The sequence below is a fragment of the Motilimonas sp. E26 genome, assembly GCF_021278025.1.
Lineage (GTDB): Bacteria > Pseudomonadota > Gammaproteobacteria > Enterobacterales > CBDFNC01 > Motilimonas.
Map to the genome: position 1 here is coordinate 189,190 of NZ_JAIBHJ010000003.1, position 22,452 is coordinate 211,641.

General features: G+C 44.0%; 23 protein-coding genes and 1 pseudogene. 10 read left to right on the plus strand and 14 right to left on the minus strand.

Annotated features, from left to right (window positions below):
- Window positions 1-70: 70 nt before the first annotated feature.
- From K1M91_RS03755 to queF, 3 genes are all read right to left on the minus strand, one after another.
- Window positions 71-1,681 (minus strand): diguanylate cyclase, encoded by a 1,611-nt coding sequence (locus K1M91_RS03755; protein ID WP_348983258.1) that lies wholly within the window; start codon window positions 1,679-1,681, stop codon window positions 71-73.
- Between the two features lie 97 nt (window positions 1,682-1,778).
- Entirely contained in the window at window positions 1,779-4,037 is a 2,259-nt protein-coding gene (locus K1M91_RS03760) for a hypothetical protein (RefSeq protein ID WP_232800213.1), read from the minus strand.
- 78 nt (window positions 4,038-4,115) lie between these two features.
- Window positions 4,116-4,970: an NADPH-dependent 7-cyano-7-deazaguanine reductase QueF gene (queF, locus tag K1M91_RS03765; RefSeq protein ID WP_232800214.1), complete on the minus strand. Its 855-nt coding sequence runs from the start codon at window positions 4,968-4,970 to the stop codon at window positions 4,116-4,118.
- Window positions 4,971-5,027: 57 nt separating this feature from the next.
- Here queF and syd point away from each other — a divergent pair, with 57 nt between their 5' ends.
- Window positions 5,028-5,588, plus strand: coding sequence for a SecY-interacting protein (gene syd / locus K1M91_RS03770; protein ID WP_232800215.1), 561 nt, complete (start codon window positions 5,028-5,030; stop codon window positions 5,586-5,588).
- A 38-nt stretch (window positions 5,589-5,626) separates the two neighbouring features.
- On the opposite strand, the gene K1M91_RS03775 is transcribed toward syd, so the two are convergent.
- From K1M91_RS03775 to K1M91_RS03795, 5 genes are all read right to left on the minus strand, one after another.
- Window positions 5,627-6,397, minus strand: a complete 771-nt coding sequence (locus tag K1M91_RS03775; protein WP_232800216.1) for a Zn-ribbon-containing protein — start codon at window positions 6,395-6,397, stop codon at window positions 5,627-5,629.
- Window positions 6,398-6,399: 2 nt separating this feature from the next.
- Entirely contained in the window at window positions 6,400-6,702 is a 303-nt protein-coding gene (locus K1M91_RS03780) for a hypothetical protein (protein WP_232800217.1), read from the minus strand.
- Between the two features lie 44 nt (window positions 6,703-6,746).
- Window positions 6,747-6,977, minus strand: a complete 231-nt coding sequence (locus K1M91_RS03785) for a DUF2789 domain-containing protein (RefSeq protein WP_232800218.1) — start codon at window positions 6,975-6,977, stop codon at window positions 6,747-6,749.
- Window positions 6,978-7,110: 133 nt separating this feature from the next.
- Complete coding sequence (locus tag K1M91_RS03790) at window positions 7,111-7,404, minus strand: DUF3301 domain-containing protein (protein WP_232800219.1); 294 nt, start codon at window positions 7,402-7,404, stop codon at window positions 7,111-7,113.
- 40 nt (window positions 7,405-7,444) lie between these two features.
- Window positions 7,445-8,467 (minus strand): DUF3549 family protein, encoded by a 1,023-nt coding sequence (locus tag K1M91_RS03795; RefSeq protein WP_232800220.1) that lies wholly within the window; start codon window positions 8,465-8,467, stop codon window positions 7,445-7,447.
- Window positions 8,468-8,580: 113 nt separating this feature from the next.
- Here K1M91_RS03795 and K1M91_RS03800 point away from each other — a divergent pair.
- The 7 genes and pseudogenes from K1M91_RS03800 to K1M91_RS03830 all read left to right on the plus strand — a co-directional run.
- A pseudogene (locus K1M91_RS03800) lies at window positions 8,581-8,877 on the plus strand (YqcC family protein); the annotation flags it as partial.
- Window positions 8,860-9,636, plus strand: a complete 777-nt coding sequence (gene truC / locus K1M91_RS03805; protein WP_232800325.1) for a tRNA pseudouridine(65) synthase TruC — start codon at window positions 8,860-8,862, stop codon at window positions 9,634-9,636. The pseudogene K1M91_RS03800 and the gene truC, both read left to right, overlap by 18 nt.
- A gap of 289 nt (window positions 9,637-9,925) precedes the next feature.
- Window positions 9,926-11,434: a PTS glucose transporter subunit IIBC gene (ptsG, locus tag K1M91_RS03810; protein ID WP_232800221.1), complete on the plus strand. Its 1,509-nt coding sequence runs from the start codon at window positions 9,926-9,928 to the stop codon at window positions 11,432-11,434.
- A gap of 195 nt (window positions 11,435-11,629) precedes the next feature.
- Window positions 11,630-11,956, plus strand: a complete 327-nt coding sequence (locus tag K1M91_RS03815; RefSeq protein ID WP_232800222.1) for a DUF2809 domain-containing protein — start codon at window positions 11,630-11,632, stop codon at window positions 11,954-11,956.
- A 2-nt stretch (window positions 11,957-11,958) separates the two neighbouring features.
- On the plus strand, window positions 11,959-12,516 hold the full coding sequence (locus tag K1M91_RS03820; protein WP_232800223.1) for a hypothetical protein: 558 nt from the start codon (window positions 11,959-11,961) through the stop codon (window positions 12,514-12,516).
- A complete protein-coding gene (locus K1M91_RS03825; protein WP_232800224.1) occupies window positions 12,488-13,153 on the plus strand; it encodes a DKNYY domain-containing protein in 666 nt (221 codons plus the stop codon). The genes K1M91_RS03820 and K1M91_RS03825 overlap by 29 nt, the downstream gene beginning before the upstream one ends.
- 410 nt (window positions 13,154-13,563) lie before the next feature.
- Complete coding sequence (locus K1M91_RS03830; RefSeq protein ID WP_232800225.1) at window positions 13,564-13,731, plus strand: DUF6435 family protein; 168 nt, start codon at window positions 13,564-13,566, stop codon at window positions 13,729-13,731.
- Between the two features lie 63 nt (window positions 13,732-13,794).
- On the opposite strand, the gene trpA is transcribed toward K1M91_RS03830, so the two are convergent.
- From trpA to K1M91_RS03860, 6 genes are read right to left on the minus strand one after another with little or no spacing between them, the layout of a single operon-like run.
- The gene (gene trpA / locus K1M91_RS03835; RefSeq protein ID WP_232800226.1) at window positions 13,795-14,604 is read right to left on the minus strand and encodes a tryptophan synthase subunit alpha; all 810 of its coding nucleotides are present in this window, start codon (window positions 14,602-14,604) and stop codon (window positions 13,795-13,797) included.
- Window positions 14,604-15,791 (minus strand): tryptophan synthase subunit beta, encoded by a 1,188-nt coding sequence (trpB, locus tag K1M91_RS03840; protein ID WP_232800227.1) that lies wholly within the window; start codon window positions 15,789-15,791, stop codon window positions 14,604-14,606. Before trpB ends, trpA begins: the two co-directional genes overlap by 1 nt.
- A 22-nt stretch (window positions 15,792-15,813) precedes the next feature.
- Entirely contained in the window at window positions 15,814-17,202 is a 1,389-nt protein-coding gene (gene trpCF, locus K1M91_RS03845) for a bifunctional indole-3-glycerol-phosphate synthase TrpC/phosphoribosylanthranilate isomerase TrpF (protein WP_232800228.1), read from the minus strand.
- Window positions 17,196-18,203 (minus strand): anthranilate phosphoribosyltransferase, encoded by a 1,008-nt coding sequence (gene trpD / locus K1M91_RS03850; RefSeq protein ID WP_232800229.1) that lies wholly within the window; start codon window positions 18,201-18,203, stop codon window positions 17,196-17,198. The genes trpCF and trpD overlap by 7 nt, the downstream gene beginning before the upstream one ends.
- 10 nt (window positions 18,204-18,213) lie before the next feature.
- On the minus strand, window positions 18,214-18,822 hold the full coding sequence (locus K1M91_RS03855; RefSeq protein WP_232800230.1) for an aminodeoxychorismate/anthranilate synthase component II: 609 nt from the start codon (window positions 18,820-18,822) through the stop codon (window positions 18,214-18,216).
- A complete protein-coding gene (locus K1M91_RS03860; protein ID WP_232800231.1) occupies window positions 18,815-20,407 on the minus strand; it encodes an anthranilate synthase component 1 in 1,593 nt (530 codons plus the stop codon). Before K1M91_RS03860 ends, K1M91_RS03855 begins: the two co-directional genes overlap by 8 nt.
- Window positions 20,408-20,727: 320 nt before the next feature.
- Here K1M91_RS03860 and K1M91_RS03865 point away from each other — a divergent pair, with 320 nt between their 5' ends.
- Together K1M91_RS03865 and K1M91_RS03870 are read left to right on the plus strand one after the other, a co-directional pair.
- Window positions 20,728-21,582 (plus strand): PHP domain-containing protein, encoded by an 855-nt coding sequence (locus tag K1M91_RS03865; protein ID WP_232800232.1) that lies wholly within the window; start codon window positions 20,728-20,730, stop codon window positions 21,580-21,582.
- A gap of 75 nt (window positions 21,583-21,657) precedes the next feature.
- Complete coding sequence (locus K1M91_RS03870; protein ID WP_232800233.1) at window positions 21,658-22,278, plus strand: L-threonylcarbamoyladenylate synthase; 621 nt, start codon at window positions 21,658-21,660, stop codon at window positions 22,276-22,278.
- Window positions 22,279-22,452: the final 174 nt, after the last annotated feature.

A 22,452-nucleotide genomic window follows, 5' to 3' on the forward strand; every position in this document is an offset into this window, starting at 1 on the left:
CCCTAATAACAAAGAGGCAAAATTGCCTCTTTAACTTTCTGATTAGTATAGCTTTATAGTTTGTGAATTGCTAAATGCTTAATACCACTCGATCACGACCTTGATGTTTAGCATCATATAGTGACTGGTCAGCTCGCTCAAAAGCATCTAATGGTTGGTCTCCGTCTTTAAAGGCTGTAGCACCAATGGAGACGGAAATGGAAACGCGATTATCTTTAAATTTAAAGGGGATCCCTTTAATTGTTTCGCGTAGTTTGTCTAGTGGACCTTGTAGATCTTTGGTTTCTACATTTGGCATTAAAATTACAAATTCTTCTCCGCCAAAGCGGGCAATAAAGTCAGTGTCTCTTAACGATTTTTGTAACGCTCGGGCAATCACTTTTAATGCTTTGTCACCAGCCATGTGTCCGTAGTTATCGTTAATTGATTTAAAGTGGTCAATATCAACGATGGCTAAGCATAAAGGATGCTCGTAGCGTTGCCAGCGCTTAAATTCAAGCTCAAGACGTTCGTCTAAAGCGGCGCGGTTATACACTTGTGTCAAGCTGTCTAAAAACAGTTTATGCTTTTGCGCACTGAGTCTTTTTTTATACTCAGAGGTTTCTTCTTTCATTAAACTTAGCTTATTTTCCATCTCAGCTAAGCGTTTTTCTAATTCTTTCTCGCGTTGTTCAAAGCTATCCTTTTCAGACAGTAATCGCGTTATTTCTTTCAATTGCGACTGAATAGATAACTTCAATTGCAGTAAGTCATTAGTATTGTCTACTTGCAGGCCCATGGTGCGCAAACGGGCACGTAAGTCCTCATTTATTTCAATCTGTTCGTTGCGTAGGGTACGAGACTCACTGACTGAGCTGCAAAACGTCTGATGAAACGAGGTTAAGCTTTCATTTAGTGAGTAAAGAAATGCCTGAGAGGCTTTTCGCTCTTCCCGAGTACCATCTATGATCAGGTTGATGACTTCTAAACATACACTGGCTAACTCATGGGGGTTAATCCCCGAAAGAATCCGGTTTCGTATTTGCGCCAGTGCTTCGCCAAACTCACCAGCAAAATCGAGCTCAGTAATTAGCCGTTGTAATTCATCGCAGATGCGTTTGTGCGAGAGTGGATCGATGCTGGCAGCTGTGGTTTTTTCTTCTTGTTGATGTGTTCTTAAGTAATCAGGCGCAGGGCGTTCTTGATAATTGAGCAGTTGCTGGTAAAAACCAACCAATATAGCCAGCTTATCTTGGTGATCTCTTAATATTTCAGAGGAGGGGCGGCTTAGGTACTCACGAATATTGCCACGGACTGCACCCGGTAAGCTTTTAAATTGCTGTAGTTTTTCTGCAGCTAAATAGGTTTGCTTATCTAGTTCTGTTAATGCCGGCTTAATAGATATGGGGTTTTTTAATAAATATTGTTCAACTTCATGGGCCTCAGTTAAGGCACTGCCGACTTCACTAACACTTTGCAGCTTAGTCACTAAACGCTCTAGCTTTTCATCAAGCGTTGTGTCGTGGTTTTGTGCACTGAGAGCCAGTCGTTCAATTAATTGAATGATTAATTTATTTTCCATGTCGGCCCTAGATTGGTTGGCATTATTGCGTACTGGCAGTGAGTGCGATTTCTCTTTGAGAGGCTCTCCGCCGTTGCTCCGTATAATGACGCATTTTTGGGTTGGTGCTTTCAATGACAATTCCTGTCAATACTACAGTCCGTTCTCTAATTTCATTTTGCATCAGTTAATTGGTTCACACAAGTCAAGCTGTGCATTTATGCTAGTGAAAGCAAGTTTAGAAAGCAGGTTTTAGCTTCATATTATTACTGGCTTGAATGATTGGCCATACTAATTGGCTCTTATCACCACTGCAGTTGATTTTGACAAGACCTTTTGCAATAGCTTGTTGACCTAATTGCCAAATATCACCATTAAAAAATGCAGCTTGTGGGCAGTCTATAGCGAATAATTCCAGCCAAGCACTTTCCTCTGGTGTTTGTATTTGTTTGGCACCGAGCAAAGCCAAACAAGCTAAATCACTCACTCGTTTATGATCAATCGCAGCTTCAGCTTTAGGTAAAAAAGGATGGTTAACGATACCTATCGCTATACTGGGGGCAAGGTCATATTTATGAGTAAAGCGAGCCAATATATCAGTGAGAAACTGAGCGAGGGATTCGGCATCACTGTCTTCGGTTTTATGGGTAATAAACAACAGCTGATTATCTCGCATTTGATAAAAAGCAGATTGTTCCGGTTGGTGTGTTTGCAAATAAACGCCAAACTCTTTTTCGATGCGTTGTGCTTTTAACGCACCGTATTTCTCGTAGAGATCGGTTAAAAAATTAATGGATATTAACGCATAGTATTGGGGCGTTGTTGCTTCTTTCGGTTTAGTAAATTGTTCACTCTTAAGCTGACTTGACCACCAAGGTAATAGGGTGTGTGGGTGGTGGTTAAGCTGCGTGATCAAGGTTTGACTTGCGGCTTTAAGTTGTTTTAATTTTAGCCAGTTGTGAATATAGCGATAAAGCAATACCAGCAATATGGTAGCTATCACAACACACACCAAGAGAAAGCCTTCGAGCTTACTGGTTAATTTCTGATTATCTTGTTCCAAAACGGTAATTTGCTGCGTGCGTTCAATTAGCTGGTATTGTTCATTGAACTTGTTTTGTTCTAGGGTGAATTCTAATTGTTTAATTTTGGTTTGTAGGGCGTGAAACTGTTTAAAGTTTTCGATGGCTTTTTTGTAATGACCTGTCAGTTCATAAGCTGCAGCAAGCAGCTCATAAGCGCGTTCACGTTGCTCTAAAAATGACAGTGATTCGCTCAGCGCTAATACTTTTTCAAGTTGAATGCGAGCAATGCCAGCTTCGCCTTGTTCAATGTTGAGTCGCCCTAACAGTAACAAGGTATCGGCTAACATTTTGGCGTTATCCATCTTACTGTATTGAAAACGGGCTAAATTAAGATAATTACGTGCTTCATCAACGCTGTGCATTTTTAAAAAGGTTTTACCCATTTCAAAATTACACAAGGCGCTACCAGTTAAGTCTTGTAAGCCTTGTAATAAATCGCCCGCATTCCAAAAATACACCATCGATAATGAATACTCTTGGTTTTGACGATGTAATATCGCCATATAAATTTGCGCGTAAGCTAACTCTCTGTCATCGCCTAAGTCTTGGTATGCGTTTGCCGACAAGTTAGCGTAATGCAGTGCTTTATCTAATTTATTGCCTTGCAGTCGATAGATGTCGGCGATTTCATAAGTTGCTTTTGCAATCAGCAAAAAGTTCTCAGCATTCTCTGCCATGCTTTTTGCATCAACAAAATGGCTCAATGCCAATTGCGGCTGAGAAATGCGAATATAGTAGCGACCCCAATAGTAATTTAGCCAAGCTATGAGCTGAGGTTTATCGAGTTTGTTGGCAATGGTTTTCGCGTTCTCTAGCTCTTGATTTGCTTGTTGGAATTTATCTTTTTGGGTGTAAAAGTCAGCCAATGCGAGATGAATAGATAGTTGTAACTCATCTGTCAGGGGGTGGCTTGAACTATCGGCTTGTAATGATGCCTGTTGTACTTCAAGTAAGGCATCGACATGGCGTTGGGTATGATTAAACAGCAAGCTGCCGTAACTTAGCTTTGCTTGGGCCAGTTCAAAAGGCAGAGAGCTGGTTTGTGCCAGTTCAATCGCAATTTCAATATTGACCATGGCTTGGTCAATATTTTTAAGTTTTTTATAACATTTCGATTTTATTTGGAAGGCGTTTACGATGCTGCTGTTGTTGTTACTGGCCAGTGAAAAGCTATCGTTAAAAACAAATCCTTGTTTAGTTTGTTGTAGTTGAGATTTGTTTTTACCGAGATAAGCGTCGATCAGCTCAATACATTTTAATGGTGCTTTTATGCTTAAGTCATTGGCAGCCGAAAGCTCATCATTCAGCTCCATTGCTGTGATGTCTTCATAGCCGTAGGCTGGCGTGACCCAACTGACTAGAATCAATAAAAAACTAAAGGCAACGCGACTTAGTGTTCGAAATGATCGCAAGATTACGTGTGCTCTCCGGTAAAACCAATAATGGTAGCTGGCAAGCATCATACCGCCAGCCCCATGACAAAAAAACTACTATTGGCGCAAAAGTCTTGGGGTTGTTATCCCGCTCTCAAAGTTACTACGAAATGGGTTAATATCTAGACCACCTCTGCGTGTATATCGTGCAAAAACAGTAAGTTTTGTTGGTTTACAGTAATGATTGATGTCTTGAAAAATACGCTCAACACATTGCTCATGAAACTCATTATGCTGACGAAATGAGATTAAGTAGCGTAACAGCTGCTCTTGGTTTATTTTCGGTCCTTGATATTTAATCAGAACACTGCCCCAATCAGGCTGATTAGTGACCAAGCAATTAGACTTGAGCAAGTGGCTATATAGGGTTTCGTTCACTTCCATCTGGGAAGTACTGTTTTTTAAGTATTCAGGTTTAAACGCAAACTCAGTGACCTCTATGTCTAGCTCATCAATCAGAGTGCCAGCAAAACTGCCAAGCGATTCATAATTTTGGTCAAGATTAGTATGGAGCGTTACTTCAACTTTACCTTGAGCGCACGTTGATAAGTCGCGAGTAAGGGTTTCAAGTACCGCGTCATGAGAATCGAACTTGTGCTGGTTTAGGCTGTTGAGATAAAGCTTAAAGGATTTTGACTCAATTAAGTTTTCGCTGTTTGCATCGACTTTACAGTGCGCTGTGGCGACTACCGGCTTGCCTTTGCTATTAAGCCATGACAATTCATATAAACCCCAGAGGTCAAACCCTTGAAAGGGTAAATTTTGTGCCTGAAGTTGCAAGTCATCACGATTGAGTGAACGTGGTACAGCTTGCAGTAGAGCAGGGTTGTAGTCTGAGTCATATTGAGTATCTTGACCCAGCGATAAGGTATCGAGTATCGATGCGTTTTCGTAGCGAGATGATTTTTTCATTGTTTGACGATAATAGTTACAATGGCATTATTCTAACTGAAAATAGGCAATAAAGCAGTGGCACTATCTCCCTCTCTTGTAGAATTATCCGACTTTTTACAGCGTTGTCAGGCCTACTGGGCAGAGCAAAATCAGTGGCCAGAAGTTGAATTTGACGAACAGTGGCCTTCACCATGTCAGCGCAGTGGCGCGGTTAATGGCATCATCACTTGGCAACCAGAGCCAAATCCGAGTAATGTCAACTTTGACAATATCGCAGCGGCTTTGGAATGCCAGATCCACCCCGATATCAGCGCTTTTTATTGTCAGTGGTTTGCTGATAGCATTGCTTGTACTTTCTCATCTGCTGAGGTGAACCAATACCCACTTGAGTTGATTCAGGCATGGAACCAAGATGATTTTGAACGACTACAAGAAAATATTATTGCACATGTTTTAATGCAGCGGCGTATTAAACAGCCTGACACTATTTTTATTGCTAGTTGCGAAGATGAAATGCAAATCATTTCAGTGGTGAATGAAACCGGTGAAGTTATTTTGGAGCAGTTGGGGAAAGGTGAAATTCGCTCATTAGCAGCCAGTTTACCTGAATTTTTGTCGCGATTGTCGCCAGCATAAAGTTTAAACCAAGCAGCGGAAAAGCCGCTGCATAGGCATTACTTTTTAAAGTCCCAAGATAAGTTTGAGACCAACCGACACGGCTCACACCTAAAATCAAAGATATCAAGCGCAGGCTCAGGTAAACGCCAGTCTTGCTGACAGCGAGGACAGGTGCGCGCCTGCTCTTGAGCTAAACTGCTGCCACCGACACGATACAAATAATAATAAGTAGGCACTTTAGTTAAGTATTCAATTCGCTTAGCCAAGTCATAACCACGACGAAATAAGTGAGAATCTGTACTACTTATTTCATGTAGCGCGCCATGCTCCAAAATTGAGCCATTCATTTGTAATTGATCGCAAGCTTCCCAATCTTCTTGCCATTTTATGGCCTGTTTTTGGCTGCCATTAGCAATGGTTGGGATTTGATAGAGCGGAATGGGGGATAAATCTAAACCACTGCGTAAGGGTGAACAAGTATGCACATAGGTAGTATAAAGAATTTGCCAAGGTGGTTGAGTATCAGCACTGGCCTGTGAGTTAAGGTCTTCACCAACGAGCTTTATTTTGGGGCTTAATAAGCCTGCTTGTTTTAAGCCTTCAATGGCTTTTTTGCCTTGCGGGCTTAAAAAAGAGCCGTGTAAGCTATTTGGCTCTGGTGTTACCAAGCGCAGTTGAAAGTAGCCGTCTTTGATTGCAATCGGAAACTCACGACCAAGGATCTGACCTTGATAGCGTAATGCATCTAAATATTGGTTAATACTGCGCTCAACTTGATCAAAAGTCGTGTCTTGATAGCACTCGAAGATTACGTCATTGATATACATGATTATGAATTTTGTTTGAGTTTTTCTATTTCACTGCGCAGCTCAGCAATGTCTTGATTAAGTAAAGCAACTGCAGCAGTAATCTGCTGTTGAATACGCTTATCTAAGTCATCTTCAACGGCTGCCTGCGTGACGGGTTTATTGGGCGATGAATCAGTGATTTCAGGATGGTCTTGCCAAACTTTTAAGGCGCCAATAATTTTAGGTAAAGGATAGCCTTTCGGCAGTTTGGCTTTTACTAATCCTACACTGGGCGTTTTACCCGTTTTAGCGATTTGCTGTGCGGCTCTTATTGCGTCTTCCATGATTTGTTCTGGGCTCGAGAGAAAGATCGTATAGTACGATATTTTTACCTTCTTAACATTAAATCTAACTGATCGATTACTTCTGCCCAATCTGAATCTTGCCAAATTTGTTCGCGCAAAAACTCTGCTTGGGTGCTATTCCAAAAGGGGGCATCTGCCAATAACGTCATATTGTCTAGCTTATGCTGGTGGGTAAAACGCTGAATGCTAACTTCGTCATTTTTTAAGCCTAGTTGGGCAAATAGGCTCGAAACGTTGTGCGCTGAGTAGTCCATTGGGACCTCCATACTGCGGCTCATTTGTTCAAGTATAGTCTGGCTGGAGGGCTTTGCACCTTCACTCCTTTAACTCGATAACAAAGGCGTTAGGTGCATAGTCTTGAAGGGATATAACGGTTTAAACTACCGACTAAATCATGCGGTATGGCGGGATATCAAAGTGATATTTATGTTGGCCACTTAACCGTAGGTAACCTTGATAGCAGTTTTCACTGTCACTGCTAAATTCAAACACAAAAGTTTGTTCCAAAAAGTGCTCACCCAGTTTAAAACAAATGTTATCACGGGCGACAGAGACCAATTGCAGTTCAAGCTGCTGGCAACGTTGCTCAATCAGCTCTTGAGCTCGCTCGTTTTGTTTACGTTGCTGCCAAAACCAGATACAGATGGCGAAAATAGCAAAAAGCCAAAATAAATCAGACATTCATTAGTTCCAAATTATTATTCAAAAGTTCTGGCATCAATTAGCCAAACAAAAGCCCAATGGCGTGATTGAGTGCAGGGCTTCGCTCTGGCTCACGAATTTTTCCTAACAGTAAATGACGTAATTCAGGTTGTGCCACAAGATCTGCAAATAACTGCACAAACAGTTGACCATGATCGATGACCGCCAACTGTTCAAGGTATTGTGCTAAAAAATCGGGTTCGACTAAGTCTTGCCAACAACGGGCGGCAACTGCGATAAACCATTGTGGGTCTTGCCCTAAACTAGAAGCTAGCTGCTGCTTGAGTAGCATTTGGCGCAAACCTTTGGCTTTACTTGATGATATGGCGCGCAGTGCCAAAGTGGCGACTTGCGGCTTGTCAGCTAGTTTGGCCTGAGCCAGCTCAACTAATTTTTCAGTAAGTTGAGTGCTCATATTTTGGTGCTCTAATGCCTCAAGTAAAATACACAAGGGGGTGTCTGGTAGCTGAGTTAATGCGTTGCCAATATGTGTTTCATTATCATCCTGCTTTAAGCGCACCGCAACGTCAGCGATCCCTTGCATACCTAGCTGTTGCCATTGTTGCCAATCGAGTTGGCCACTGAAATAAGCATGTGCCTGCTCATAGTAACGAGAAGCAGGGCGCACTAGATCAAGATTTAATTTGGCATGAAACACTGCCGTTTTATGCTCAGCAGGTTTAAAAGTGTAAGGGTTGTTAGCAAGGCGCTCTTGCTGTTTTTCATCGGGTTGCTTTTCTAAGCTGGCGCCAAGGGCTTCAACCACCAGTTGAATAAAGTGCGTTTGTGGGCCGGCTAACAGTAAGCCGCGCTCGTCCAAAGGCAGTTTCAAAAACCAAATATAATGCTGTGGGTTATTCACCTGCCAAAATACCACGGCAACCCACGCATGTTGTTGCAATGGGTAAGGGTAGGGAACTTGGTTCAACTCTACTTTTTTGAAATCACTGGCACTGATTTTTGTTACTTTTCTACCAAGATCATAAATTCTAAATTGGCATTGGGCTTTATCGAGAAAATCAGTAAGCGAGTGAATATTCATAATCAGTACAACCAAACATCAAGTGAGCAAATAAATTGGCTATGGATTATAGGGCCTAAGCGCTTCAGATGGTATATTCTCGGCAAATTTACCACAGATAATCCAAGGACATCATGAGTCAAGCCTTATCTTTGTTACCCTTATTGGCACAACTTAAACAATCGATGCAGCAAGCCCAGTTGTGGCAAGCAGACATACCAAGCGATGAGGCCCTTGCCAGTCAAGCGCCGTTTTGTGTTGATACGTTAACCTTTGCGCAATGGTTACAGTTTGTGTTTCACCCCAAATTGTCCTTGATGGCAGAGCAACAAATGCCGTTGCCAAGTAAGATTGCTGTGCTGCCAATGGCAGAAGAAGCATTTAAATTAGAAACTAAACCCACCGATGAGGTGATGCGGATCATTAGCCAAATAGATACACTCTTAACTCAAGATGAGCCCGTCTCATTACTGGACATTGTTTATCAAGATGAGTATTTAGTTGCCATAAATAAGCCATCAGGGTTATTGGTTCACCGCAGCTGGCTGGACAAAGGCGCCACCCAATTTGCCATGCAAATGCTACGCGACCAACTTGGCCAATATGTCTATCCCATTCACCGCCTTGATCGTCCTACTTCGGGCGTACTGTTGTTTGCACTAAGCTCTGACGTGGCTAGGCTGATGAGCGAACAGTTTGCTGAGCGCGCACCAACAAAAATGTATTATGCCCTAGTGCGTGGTTGGTGTGGCGATGGTGAACTTGATTACCCATTAAAAGAAGAATTAGACAAAATAGCAGATAAGCATGCTAGCCAAGCTGCAACGTTCAAAGAGGCGGTAACGCAATATCAATGTTTACAGCAAGTTGAATTGCCGTTTGCAGTCGGTCGCTACGCCACCGCACGTTTTAGTTTGATGCAACTTATGCCAAAAACAGGGCGTAAACACCAATTAAGGCGACACCTAGCCCATTTGCGCCACCCCATTATAGGTGACACCAGTCATGGTGATGGCAAACAGAATGCGTTCTCTAAGCAGCAGCTTAATAACCACCGCCTATTGCTACATGCTGCGCAGTTAGCATTTACTCACCCGATAACGCAGCACGCCACTGTTATTGATGCCCCCTTGCCTGCTGATTTTGAACGCGTGCTAAAAACATGTGGTATTGACCGCTTTTCCGTATGATATCTGCGCTTATTTAACTTGAATTCAGTATATTTGACTTAAATAAGCGTTACCGTTGGTGACCTGTGTTCCTACTTGGTAACTAAGTTCCTTGTTTTATCGACTCACTCAATTCAACTAATTGTTTTTAAAGGCTTTTAATTGTTACTCTTTGTTACATTGCAAGGGGTAAGTTTTTGAACTGTAACAAGTTTCCATTCCTCAATCCTGTGCTTTAATTAACTCATGCGCTGGGGCCATGTTATATGGCGGCAAAGTCCGGTGAAATTTTAAATCGAGGAGAGTTGATATGTTTAAAGCACTGTTTGCAAATCTGCAAAAAGTGGGTAAATCACTGATGCTACCAGTATCAGTGTTACCTGTTGCAGGTATCCTACTTGGGGTGGGTGCCGCCAAGTTTAGTTTCCTTCCAGATCTTGTTTCCCAGCTAATGATGAACGCGGGTGACTCAGTATTTGGTCAAATGGCCTTGTTATTTGCTGTGGGTGTGGCGTTAGGCTTCACTAAAAACGACGGTGTTGCTGCATTGGCTGCTATCGTTGGTTTCGGCATTATGAAGGCAACATTAAGTGTCATGGCGGGGTTAGACTTTAACTCAGCGGTAGAGGCAGCCAAGGCGGCGGGCCAAGTGTTATCGGAAGCCGATTTAGCCACGCTTAAGGCGGCGATTAGTAAAAACTATGAGACGGGTGTACTTGGCGGTATTTTAGCGGGGTCATTAGCGGCGTGGGCATTTAATCGTTACTACCGTATCCAGTTACCTGATTACCTTGGTTTCTTTGCTGGTAAGCGCGCTGTGCCCATTATCACAGGTTTCCTTGCCATCGTATTGGGTGTCGTACTTTCTGTTGTGTGGCCACCAATTGGTGGCGTGATTGCTACTTTCTCACACTGGGCAGCTAATCAAAACCCAACCGTTGCTTTTGGTATCTACGGTGTGGTTGAGCGTAGTTTGATTCCATTCGGCTTACACCACATCTGGAACGTGCCGTTCTTCTTCGAAGCGGGTCAATGTCTCGACTCTTCTGGCGCTGTGCGTAACGGTATCTTAACCTGTTATCAAGTAGCGGATGACGCATCTCGTGCTGCCGGCAATGGCTTTGGTCAATTAGCGGGTGGTTTCATGTTCAAAATGTATGGTCTGCCTGCAGCGGCGATTGCCATTTGGCACACAGCAAAACCTGAAAACCGAGCAAAAGTGGGTGGCATTATGGTCTCCGCTGCGCTTACCTCCTTTCTAACAGGTATTACTGAGCCTATCGAATTTGCTTTCTTATTCGTAGCGCCTGTGCTTTATGCAATCCACGCTGTATTGGCAGGCTCTGCATTTGTATTAACCAATATGTTAGGCATGGTACACGGTACCTCTTTTTCACACGGTCTAATCGACTTTGTGGTGCTATTCGCTAACTCAAATAAAGGCTGGATGTTCCCATTATTGGGTATGTGCTATGCCGCGCTTTATTACGTTATCTTCCGGGTCGCTATTGTTAAACTCGATCTAAAAACACCTGGTCGTGAAGATGATGTAGCAGACACAAGCGCCGCGGTAGAAAGTTCTGAAATGTCTAAAGAGCTAGTCGCTGCCTTTGGTGGTAAAGAGAACATCACCAACCTAGACGCATGCATTACGCGCTTAAGAATCAGCGTAAAAAGTGTTGATGCGGTTAACAAAGACCGCCTTAAAGAGCTAGGCGCAAAAGGTGTGGTTGTAGCAGGTGACGGTGTCCAAGCTATTTTTGGTACGCAATCAGATAATTTAAAAACCGATATGGAAGAGTACATTTCAGGTTTGTAAGTTAAACGTAACCTCAATATGAAAAAGGAGCCAAATGGCTCCTTTTTTATTTTTATTTGATTTATACTGCGACGCTAATTATTCATGACCGAATTTTCGTGATTACGCATTTTGCTTATCCGGTGTTCTTCGCGTTACAGAGCTATTATTTTGTTTAGATTCAACGCCCGTTATTTTGTCTGCAGTCTTATACTATTGCTGACCTTAATTGTTATCGCCCTATTTATTCGTGACTCATTTATTCGGCCATTCCTTGGCGATGTGTTAGTCGTTATTTGGCTGTATTTACTTTTGGTGGCTTGCTTATCTTACTCCAAAAAAAGCATCGCGATATTTGTTTTAGCATTTGCTTGCTCTCTTGAGGTTTTGCAGTACTTTCAATTAATCAATTTACTCGGGCTACAAGACCACCAAGCCGCGCGGATCATCATTGGCGCAACATTTGATTGGCTGGACTTGGTGGCTTATGCGTTAGGGATTGGCTTTATTGGTGTATTTGAACGCCTCTTAAATAAGGGATGAGTATGAGCAATCAGAGCGGTGTAAAAACCCTTTGGATTGGATTAATGATCATCGCAGGTGTGTTGTTACTACCTGAATTTTTCATTTTCTTGATATATGTTTCGCTTACGATCTGGATGTTGGCATACTTTACATTGCTGTTGCCAACTTGCTGGCGGGCTTCTATTTCAGACTCTGATGCATGGAAGTGCTGGTTTGCCTTTACCGTATCATTATATTTTTTATTGGGTTGTTGTTGGTTATTTGAGCTTAGTATTTTGGGATTTAGCGTGCATGGATGGTTTTATTATTTCATCATGTTAATGACTGTTCCTTGGCTCTCCTCGTACTTTCTGTTCCACACTGGCGCATATATTGATATTGCTTCTAGTGGCCGGTATTTGAGATGTCGAGATTGGATTTACTATGATGGTAGATCAATCCCCGCTATTGCTTATAACTTTAGATCGTTAGATGTGGAAGGTGAAAATAACCTATCTGGTTATGGGACTGATGGCGTTGATATTTTTTTCAAAGGTGAAACAGTATTAGGTGCTGAACCTCGTTCATTTAGGTGCTGAACCTCGTTCATTTAGGTGTTTATCCGAGTCAGGAAATGGTTATTGGTGTGATCGGCAACGAGTTTATTTTGAAGGTCAAGTCCTTGAAAATGCAAAACCAGATTTCTTTTCAGTCATGAATCTGCAGAATCAGAGTATATTTGGCCATTGTCAGGGGGTACTGTATGTAGGTGCCAACTGCATTCCAGAAGTCGATTTAGCAACCTTTCACTTTCTTGTTGATCATTGGTTGTTTGCTAAAGATAAATCCAATGTTTACGCTATTTATGACAACAAACTCAGAGTAATAGATGTCGATGTTTCCAGCTTTAAGATATTTGAAGGCGGAATAATAGTTAGAGATAATTTGCGTGCTTTTGTTGTTATCTCAGGCGCTGTACTTAAAATTATCCCTGATGCGGATTTACATACCTTAACGCTACTAGACTGCGGTTATGTTAAAGATAAGTACCGCGTTTACTATCATGATGTTGGTTTAGACGATCAAATATTAATTAGTAGTGCAGATCCTGCTTCATTCGTTGTTACAGACTATGAGTCAACGATTTCTGATAGCCTAAATGTCGATGCTAAAGATAAATTTGGACATTACTATCGAGGTATTTTGCTAAGAAATACGCTGATAGAAGATGAGTGAGGTACTCTGATTTGATGATCATCACGGAGCACATTGGGCTGGCTTGCTTTTACTGCAACCTTAATATCTAATAAGTCAAATTTTAATCACCTAGGGCGTAATGTTGAGTTATTACATGCTGGCAGGCTGTGTGTACTTTTCGCTGCTGTGCGCAATTGCTGCGCACAAAAAAAATCGTCATGTTTTATTGTGGGCGATGGGCGGTGCTTTGGGTGGGTTAATTACTTTTACTACATTAGTGCTTAGCGCTAACGTGTGCCGCCAATGTGGGCGCTCTACACGCGCTTCATATTGTGCTCATTGTGGATTTCATAACCCTTAGTAACTCTCTCTGTTTTTCTTATCGAGAATCTGAGCTAATTCCCACCTCGCTGCGTATCAAGTATTTTAGTCGTGATATAAGGCTCATTATGTTCGCTTGGTTATTTGGCCCCCCTGAAGCGCGTTTGCGCAAACAATACGATGCAAAACTTGAGCAAGCCATGCTGGCACAGCGCCGTGGTGATATGAAGTCCTTTGCTTTTCTTAGCCAAGAAGCAGAAGGGATTTGGAAAAAAATAGAAGCTTTTGAAAAATAGTCTTAAATGTAAAAAACCTCGCATCGGCGAGGTTTTTTGTTTCAGCAATATAACTTTGTGCGATTATTTTTGCGTGGCTGCTTTCATGCTGCGGATGAAGCTATCCATTTCAGCTAGTAGTGCGGCTTCATCATTTAAATTACGCTCAATGATTTTCACTACTGCTGAGCCGGAAATTGCGCCAGCAGCACCCGCTGCAATCGCCTCTTGTACTTGTGCTGGCTCTGAGATACCAAAGCCAAGTAGTGCGGGCGGTGCTTGGTATTTATTCAGGTTGGCCAATAAACTTTCTACTGGTTTACCCGCTTTGGTTTCCGCGCCTGTCACGCCCGCGCGGCTCAGTAGGTAAGTGTAACCACCGCCGTATTTACCCACTAGCTCCATGGTTTGCTCATCGCCATTTGGCGGTGCAATAAATATAGGGTGAATATTATATTTTGCCGCCGCTTCACGATAAGGCGCGCTTTCTTCCACTGGCACATCGGCAATTAACAGCGAATCAACACCGACTTCGGCGCAGCGCTGATAAAAGCGATCAATGCCGTTGCTGAATACCAAATTGGCATAAAGCAGTAAGCCAATCGGCAGCTCAGGGTACTTAGCGCGAATTTCCGCGAGCATTTCAAAACAGTTGTCTGGGTTGGTGCCGTTTTCCAATGCGCGGGTTGACGCATCTTGAATAGTTGGGCCATCGGCAACGGGGTCGGAAAAAGGAATACCCAGTTCAAGGGCGTCAGCGCCAGCAGCGACTAAGCAATCAACAATTTTTAATGATAGCTCGCGTGTTGGGTCGCCAAGGGCGATAAAGGGCACAAATGCACCTTGGTTTTTCTCTGCTAATGCTGCAAAGCAATTTTCATAACGTTGGCTCATTACATTAATCCTTTTTCTTCAAATAGCTCAGCCACTGTGAAGATGTCTTTATCTCCTCGGCCAGACAAGTTCACTATGATGCTTTGCTCTTTATCGTCTTGTTCAATGATTTTTAAGGCATAAGCAAGGGCATGCGCCGATTCAAGGGCGGGGATAATCCCCTCTTTTCGTGCTAGCTCGTGAAATGCGGCTAATGCTTCATCATCGGTGACTGACTCATATTGCGCGCGGCCAATGGCGTGTAGATGTGCGTGTTGCGGGCCAACGGATGGAAAGTCTAAACCGGCCGATACCGAGTAAGACTCTTCCACTTGACCAAACTGGTCTTGCATCATCATTGATGCCATACCGAAGAAAATACCTTTGCGACCGTGACGCAATGGCGCGCCGTGTTGCGGGGTATCAATGCCTTTACCTGCTGGCTCTACGCCAATTAATTGCACGTTTTCATCTTCGATAAAGTCAGCGAAGATACCAATAGCATTGGAGCCACCGCCCACACAGGCAATCACTTTATCAGGTAATACGCCTTCTTTTTTCAGATGCTGGGCTTTCGCTTCTTCGCCGATCACGCGTTGGAATTCACGAACGATGGTTGGGAAAGGGTGAGGACCCGCTGCGGTGCCCAGTAGATAATGGGCTCTGTCGTAACTAGCGGTCCAATCACGCAGTGCTTCGTTACAGGCATCTTTTAACGTTGATGAGCCAGACGTGACCGGGATCACTTCAGCGCCCATTAGTTTCATACGAAACACGTTTGGCTTCTGGCGCTCACAGTCTTTTGCGCCCATGTAAACTTTACATTTTAACCCCAATAGCGCACATGCTAATGCAGTGGCCACGCCGTGTTGACCAGCGCCGGTTTCGGCGATGATCTCAGATTTACCCATGCGTTTTGCTAACAACGCTTGGCCTAGCACTTGGTTCGTTTTATGAGCGCCGCCGTGTAATAAATCTTCACGTTTTAGGTAAAGCTTGGTTTTTTTACCTTTGGTTAGGTTTTGGCAAAGCGTTAGTGGAGTAGGGCGACCAGCATATTCGGTCAGTAACTCTCTAAACTCAGCAATAAACTCAGGATCGTTTTGTGCCTTAATAAACTCTTCTTCAAGTTGGTTCAAGGCTGGCATTAGAATTTGTGGCACAAACATGCCACCAAATTCACCAAAATACGGGTCTAATTTACTCATCTTTTCGCCTTAATTCGTTATTTTAATACTGTCTAATAGCGGCAAATGCGCTGTCTAATTTCTGTTTGTCTTTAATCCCTGGCGCTGACTCAACACCTGAATTCAGATCGAGCCCTAAGCAATCTTGATGGGCCGCGTGTTGCGCATTCTCTGGGGTAATCCCCCCTGCGAGCATCAGATTGCTTTTGTTTTGTTTGGCTAAAATTTGCCAGTCAAACGCTTGCCCAGTACCACCCGATTGCGCGGCGGTGCGCGTGTCGAACAATTGCATGTCAGCAGTTGGGCATAACTGTGGCTCGCTACCATCAATGCCAATGGCTTTCCAGATGGCGCAACCGGCAGGTAATAGCGGGCGCAAGGTGGCAATGTAAGTTTGGTCTTCGTCGCCGTGTAGCTGCACTGCGTTTAACCCTAAGGCCTTTGCGTGCTCTGCCACTGCGTTAACATCATGATTTTGAAACACGCCCACGTATTCAAGGGGGGCAGCCATCATGATAGTTTTGGCTTGCTCAAGGTTGACGCAGCGCGGCGATTTTTCAACAAAAATCAAGCCGCCTAATACCGCGCCAGCACTGTAAACATTGGCGGCATCGGTCGCTGAAGTTAAGCCACACACTTTGTTATTGCCTAAAATAAGCTTGCGACAAGCCAGCTCAACGTTGTCTTGCGACATAATCGAGCTGCCGACTAAAAAGCCTTTAGCAAAATGGCGCAGCTCTTTCACTTGGTCGTGATGGTAAATACCCGACTCACAGATCACCACTTTACCTTCAGGAACCAATGGAGAAAGCGCTTTGGTGCGGTTTAAATCGGTGCTGAGATCGCGCAGGTTACGGTTGTTGATGCCGTAAATGCGTACATCGAGAGCCAAAGCTCGCGCCATCTCTTGTTCGTTACTGACTTCCGTGAGTATGCCCATGTTGTAGCTATGAGCGACTTTAGCCAGGGCGATATATTCCTCATCAGATAACACCGATAGCATGAGTAACACGGCATCGGCTTGGTACAAGCGTGCCAGCTTGATTTGATAAGCGTCGATAACGAAATCTTTACAGATCACAGGTTGTGTCACTTGATTGCGCACTTGAGTGACATAATCAAATTGACCTTGGAAGTACTTCTCATCGGTTAATACCGAAATTGCGCTGGCGTGATTTTTATAGGCGCTAGCGATTAAATCCAAGTCGAAATCTTCACGGATCAAACCTTTAGAAGGCGAAGCTTTTTTACACTCTAAGATAAAGTGGGTGCCCGGCGCTTCAAGGGCGGCGTAAAAGTCGCGCTCTGTTGGCTTAAGCAGGTGTTCAAATTCAGCTAACGGCTGGCTTGCTTTGCGCGCTTCAACCCAAACTTTCTTATCATCAATAATTTTACCTAAAATGGTATTTTCAAGTTCTGATTGCATTAGCATTGGCTCATCTCCGCCAGTTTGTTTACTAAGGCCAGCGGCTCACCGCTATTCATGGCGGCGAGGGCAAGCTCTGCGCCGTGCTTAAAGTTATCGGCTTTACCATTGAGCACTAACAGCGCGGCAACGTTAATCGCTACTGCACTTTGTTGGCCCGGTGTGCCTTTGCCTTGGAGTATTTTTTCAATAATGGCTTTGTTTTCTGCTGGTGTGCCGCCAAAGATCGCCTCGATTGGGTACTCTTCAAGGCCAAAATCAGCCGGCGTGACTGTGTATTCTTTAATAATGCCATCTTGCAATTCAGCTACTTGCGTTGGGCCATGAAGGGCAAACTCATCCAGCCCTGAGCCATGAACCACCATCACGCGCTTCATGCCTAAGGTTTTATGCACCTGTGCAATGGGGCGCAGTAAGCTTGGGTCGTAAACGCCATTAAGCTCTGTTTGTGGCCGAGCAGGATTCACCAGTGGGCCTAGTACATTAAAAATGGTGCGGGTTTTTAGGGCGGCGCGAACCGGGCCGGCAAAGCGCATGCCGGCGTGATATTGCGGCGCAAAAATAAAGCAGACATTTAGCTCATCTAAACAAGCTCTGGCCACTTCGGGGCTCATATCAATGTTGATGCCAAAGGCGCTAAGTAAATCAGAAGCGCCTGATTTACTTGATACACTGCGACTGCCGTGTTTACACACCTTTAGACCACAGGCAGCGCCAACAAAGGCGCTGGCGGTTGAAATATTGATGGTGCCAAAGCCGTCACCGCCGGTACCGACTATATCGGTGAAGGCATAATCAGGGCGAGGGAAGTCTTTCGCGCTTTCCAGTAAGGCTGACGCTGCGCCGGTAATTTCCTCTGGCGTTTCGCCTTTGAGTTTTAATGCGGTTAATACCGACGATAAAACAATCGGGTCCACTTCGCCTTTGATGACTTCACGGAAAAACTCATGGCTTTGCTCAGCGCTGATGTTTTTTCCATCGAGTAGTGTTTCTAACATATTGCTCATTGTGCTGTCCTTAGCTCGCTGGCTGCGAAATGAGATCTAAACTGGCTTCAAGCAGCTTAGCGCCTTCGCTGGTCAAAATAGACTCGGGGTGGAATTGAAACCCGATCACCCGATCTTGCTCTTGATAAATAGCCATGGGCATGTCGTTAAAGCTGGCGACAATTTTAAGGCTATCGGGCACAAAAGTCCCGACTAAAGAATGGTAACGTGCTACCGGTAAGGGCTGAGTTAACCCGGCGAACATACGATTGCCGCAGTGATTAATGTCAGACGATTTACCGTGCATAATTTCTTCTGCTGGGCCAACAATGCCGCCATAGTGTTCAATTAAGGCTTGATGGCCTAAACATATGCCCAAAATAGGTACTTCACCACGACACAATTGGATCAACTCCGGCATGCAACCTGCTTCAGATGGACAGCCGGGGCCGGGTGATAATACCAGAACCGAGTCTGGGATAGCGTCTATCTCAGCTTTAATTTTGCTGGCATCCACGCTGTTGCGATAGATTTTGACTGGGTGGCCTAAGCTGCGAAATTGATCCACTAGGTTGTAAGTAAATGAATCAAAATTATCCAGTAACACAATGGTGTAAAGGCTTTGATTTGAATTAGACATTGCTAACCGCCTCCAATGTAGTGCCGTGCGCTTGGGCAATGGCGTTTAACACGGCCGCGGCTTTGCTGCGGGTTTCATCTGCTTCTGCTTGGGGTTTTGAGTCATAAACCACCCCCGCGCCTGCTTGCACATGGGCGACTTGGTTTTGTACAAAAGCGGAGCGGATCACGATACACGTGTCCATTTCGCCTTGACCGGTTAAGTAACCTACGGCGCCGCCATAGCTGCCGCGGCGCTGTTGTTCTGTTTGACGAATCAGCTCTGAAGCGCGAATTTTCGGCGCGCCGGTTAAGGTACCCATATTCATACAAGCCTGATAGGCGTGCAGCGCGTCTAAGTCACTGCGCAGTTTACCCACCACCCGTGACACTAAATGCATCACATGGCTGTAACGGTCAACTTTGAGTAAGTCGGCCACATGGCGAGTGCCGGGCTCGGAAATGCGCGCCACATCGTTACGTGCTAAATCCACTAACATTAAATGCTCAGACATTTCTTTTTTATCAAGGCGTAGCTCTAATTCAATGCGGCCATCAAGGTCTTTATTGATGCTGCCATCGGGATTAAAACCACGACGACGGGTGCCTGCAATCGGGTAGATTTCTACGTCATTAGACTGGTGGCAGTACTTAATCGCACTTTCTGGTGACGCGCCAAACAACACAAAATCACGGTCGTTTAAATAAAACATATAAGGGCTAGGGTTGGTTTCTTTTAACTTACCGTAAGCGCTTAATGAACATGGGCACTCCAGTGAGAAGCTACGTGAAGGTACCACTTGAAAGATATCACCCTTGCGGATATAGCTTTTCAGGGTTTCAACCTGACGGCAAAACTCAACATCAGAAACATCAACGCTGACCTTGCTGGTCACGATATCGGTGGTGGTAATGGGCTGAGAGGTAAAGTTTTCACAGAGAGTAGCGATGTCTTGCAGGCGTTGTTCGATGTTGGCTTGGTTGGCTTGACTATTTGGCCCGCTAAACACTGAACCTATCAACTCACATTGTTGTTGCTGGTGGTCTTGCAGCAGCAAGGTTTCAGCGACATAAAATAGGTAATCTGGGCATTGATTGGTGCCGTTTGGCACGTCTGGCAAACTTTCAAAGGTGCCGATAAAGTCATAAGAAAACGCGCCGCCGATAAACAAAGCCTCATTTAAGTCGGACTCGGTTTTCACTGTGTTGATGATGGTGCGTAGGCCGTCCACTGGGGAATGAGACTTTAATCGAGTGTCTTCGTCTGAATCTCTATCTGGCGCTGGGAAGGTTAATGTTAAACGGCGTTCATTGAGTTCAACTGCCACGTTTGATTCAAACTGCTCAGTTAAAAATACCAACAAGTTATAGCCATTATCCGTTAACGCTTCCATGGTCACGTTTAAGCCGTGGCAAGCAATGCGCACAGCGGCATCAAGTAGCATTAAACTTTTTAAGTCGGCTTTACTGTCTATTTCTGCGGAATCGAGTAGCAAGCTGTTATCACCGGGGCGGCTCAAGGCTTGGTATAATGGCAGCGATTCCGTGCTGTATTGGCTGTGCCTGCGTAAGGTGGCAAGTTCGCCTGTGTATCCTGATGTATTCATTTTAACTCCGATATAATTAACATTTTGTTTTTATAGGGTTTAGTTGTTAATTCACCATCGCCAATTGTGTTTTTTTACCTGTATTTGCATTTCAACCGTCCTGATACGAAAAAAGCCCGCTTAGTTGCGGGCTTTTTGTCGGTTTTCTTTAATATATTTTACATATAACAAACCACACAACCCGCTTATTCTGGATTGTGCCACCACCAAATTAGAGAAGAATGTGTTAAATTATGCATCTCGGCGATTTCGTTACATGAATGATGCCTAATTCTTCTTTTATTTGACCTATAAAGTCAAGTTATATTTATGGATAATTGATGTTAATCGACTTTCACTCACATACCACTTCCTCAGACGGGTTGTTATCACCTGCTGAACTCGTACAGCGAGCCGTTGAACGCCGAGTCGATGTATTAGCCATTACCGATCACGACACGACCGCGGGTATTGCACCCGCTCGCCAAGCGATTGCAGAGCTTGATTTGCCGTTAACGCTGATTAATGGCATTGAAATTTCATCGGGTTGGGAAAACCATGAAATTCACGTGGTGGGATTGCGTATGGACATCGACCATCCTGCTTTGCAGGCGTTTATTCAGGGCCAAAGTGAAAAACGTGAAGCCAGAGCCATTGAAATGGGGCTGCGCTTAGAAAAAAAACGCATTTTGGGTGCCTATGAGGGAGCAAAAGCGTTAGCGGGTGATGCAGCCATAACACGTGCCCATTTTGCCCGCTACATGGTTAATGCCGGTATTGTTGACTCATTCCCCAATGTGTTTAAAAAGTATTTAACCAAGGGAAATCCGGGTTATGTGCCATCGAATTGGCCTGAGTTAGCAGAGGCCATTGCGATCATCAAACAAAGTGGTGGGGTGGCGGTATTGGCGCATCCTACCCATTATAAGTTGTCAAATAAGTGGCTAAAGCGTTTACTTAACGACTTTAAAGCCGCGGGCGGAGATGCCTTAGAGGTAGCGATGTCACAACAATCGCCACAAGACAGAGTCAATCTAGCGCAATGGGGCAACGATGTTGGCCTTAAAGCCTCGCAAGGGTCTGACTTTCATTTAATCAGCAGCTGGTGCGATCTGGGCCGTAACCTATATTTACCTAAAGATGCTGAGCCAATTTGGCAAGATTGGCCTGAAATTTTAGCGTTGAGCGAAGCTTAGCGTAGGCAAGAACATTAATAATAAAAAAAGCACTCACCTTAGATTTGTTGGTGAGTGTAAAAGTAGAGGATTGAGATGAGTCAGTTTTTTTATGTACACCCAGATAACCCACAAGCACGCTTGATTAGCCAAGCGGTTGAAATTATTCATCAGGGTGGCGTAATTGTTTACCCTACCGATTCTGGCTATGCCCTAGGTTGTCAATTAGGCGATAAGGCAGCAATGGAGCGAATTTGTAAAATTCGTCATATCGATAAGGATCATAATTTTACTTTATTATGCAAAGACCAATCGGAATTAGCATCTTATGCCAGAGTCGATAATGCCGCGTTTCGTTATTTAAAAAATAACACCCCAGGTGCTTATACCTTTATTTTCAAAGCGACCAAAGAAGTGCCGAAGCGTTTAATGAACCCAAAGAAAAAAACCATCGGAATTCGTATTCCAGACAACAATATAGCCTTGGCATTACTTGAAAAACTGGGTGAGCCATTGATGTCTTCTAGCTTAATTTTACCTGGTAACGAGCACACTGAATTTGACCCTGAAGAAATCCGTGACAAATTAGAGCGCCATGTTGAGCTGATTATTCATGGTGGCTTCTTATCTGAAAAACCAACCACAGTGGTGGATTTTTCAGAAGGTGAGCCAGAAATTGTTCGCCGTGGATCGGGCGATCCATCGGCATTTGAGTGATTTAGCATTACGAAGAAATTAAAGTGGTGAAAAAATCAGCTTTGGTGGTGATTTTATTAAGTGATTTACGCCAAAGCTGGTACAATTTGCGCCCTTTGATTTGACTGCTGTGAAGTAGGCATACACATCTGCTAAGCGCATACCCTGTGTAGGTTTATATCCAAGCAACTTCAA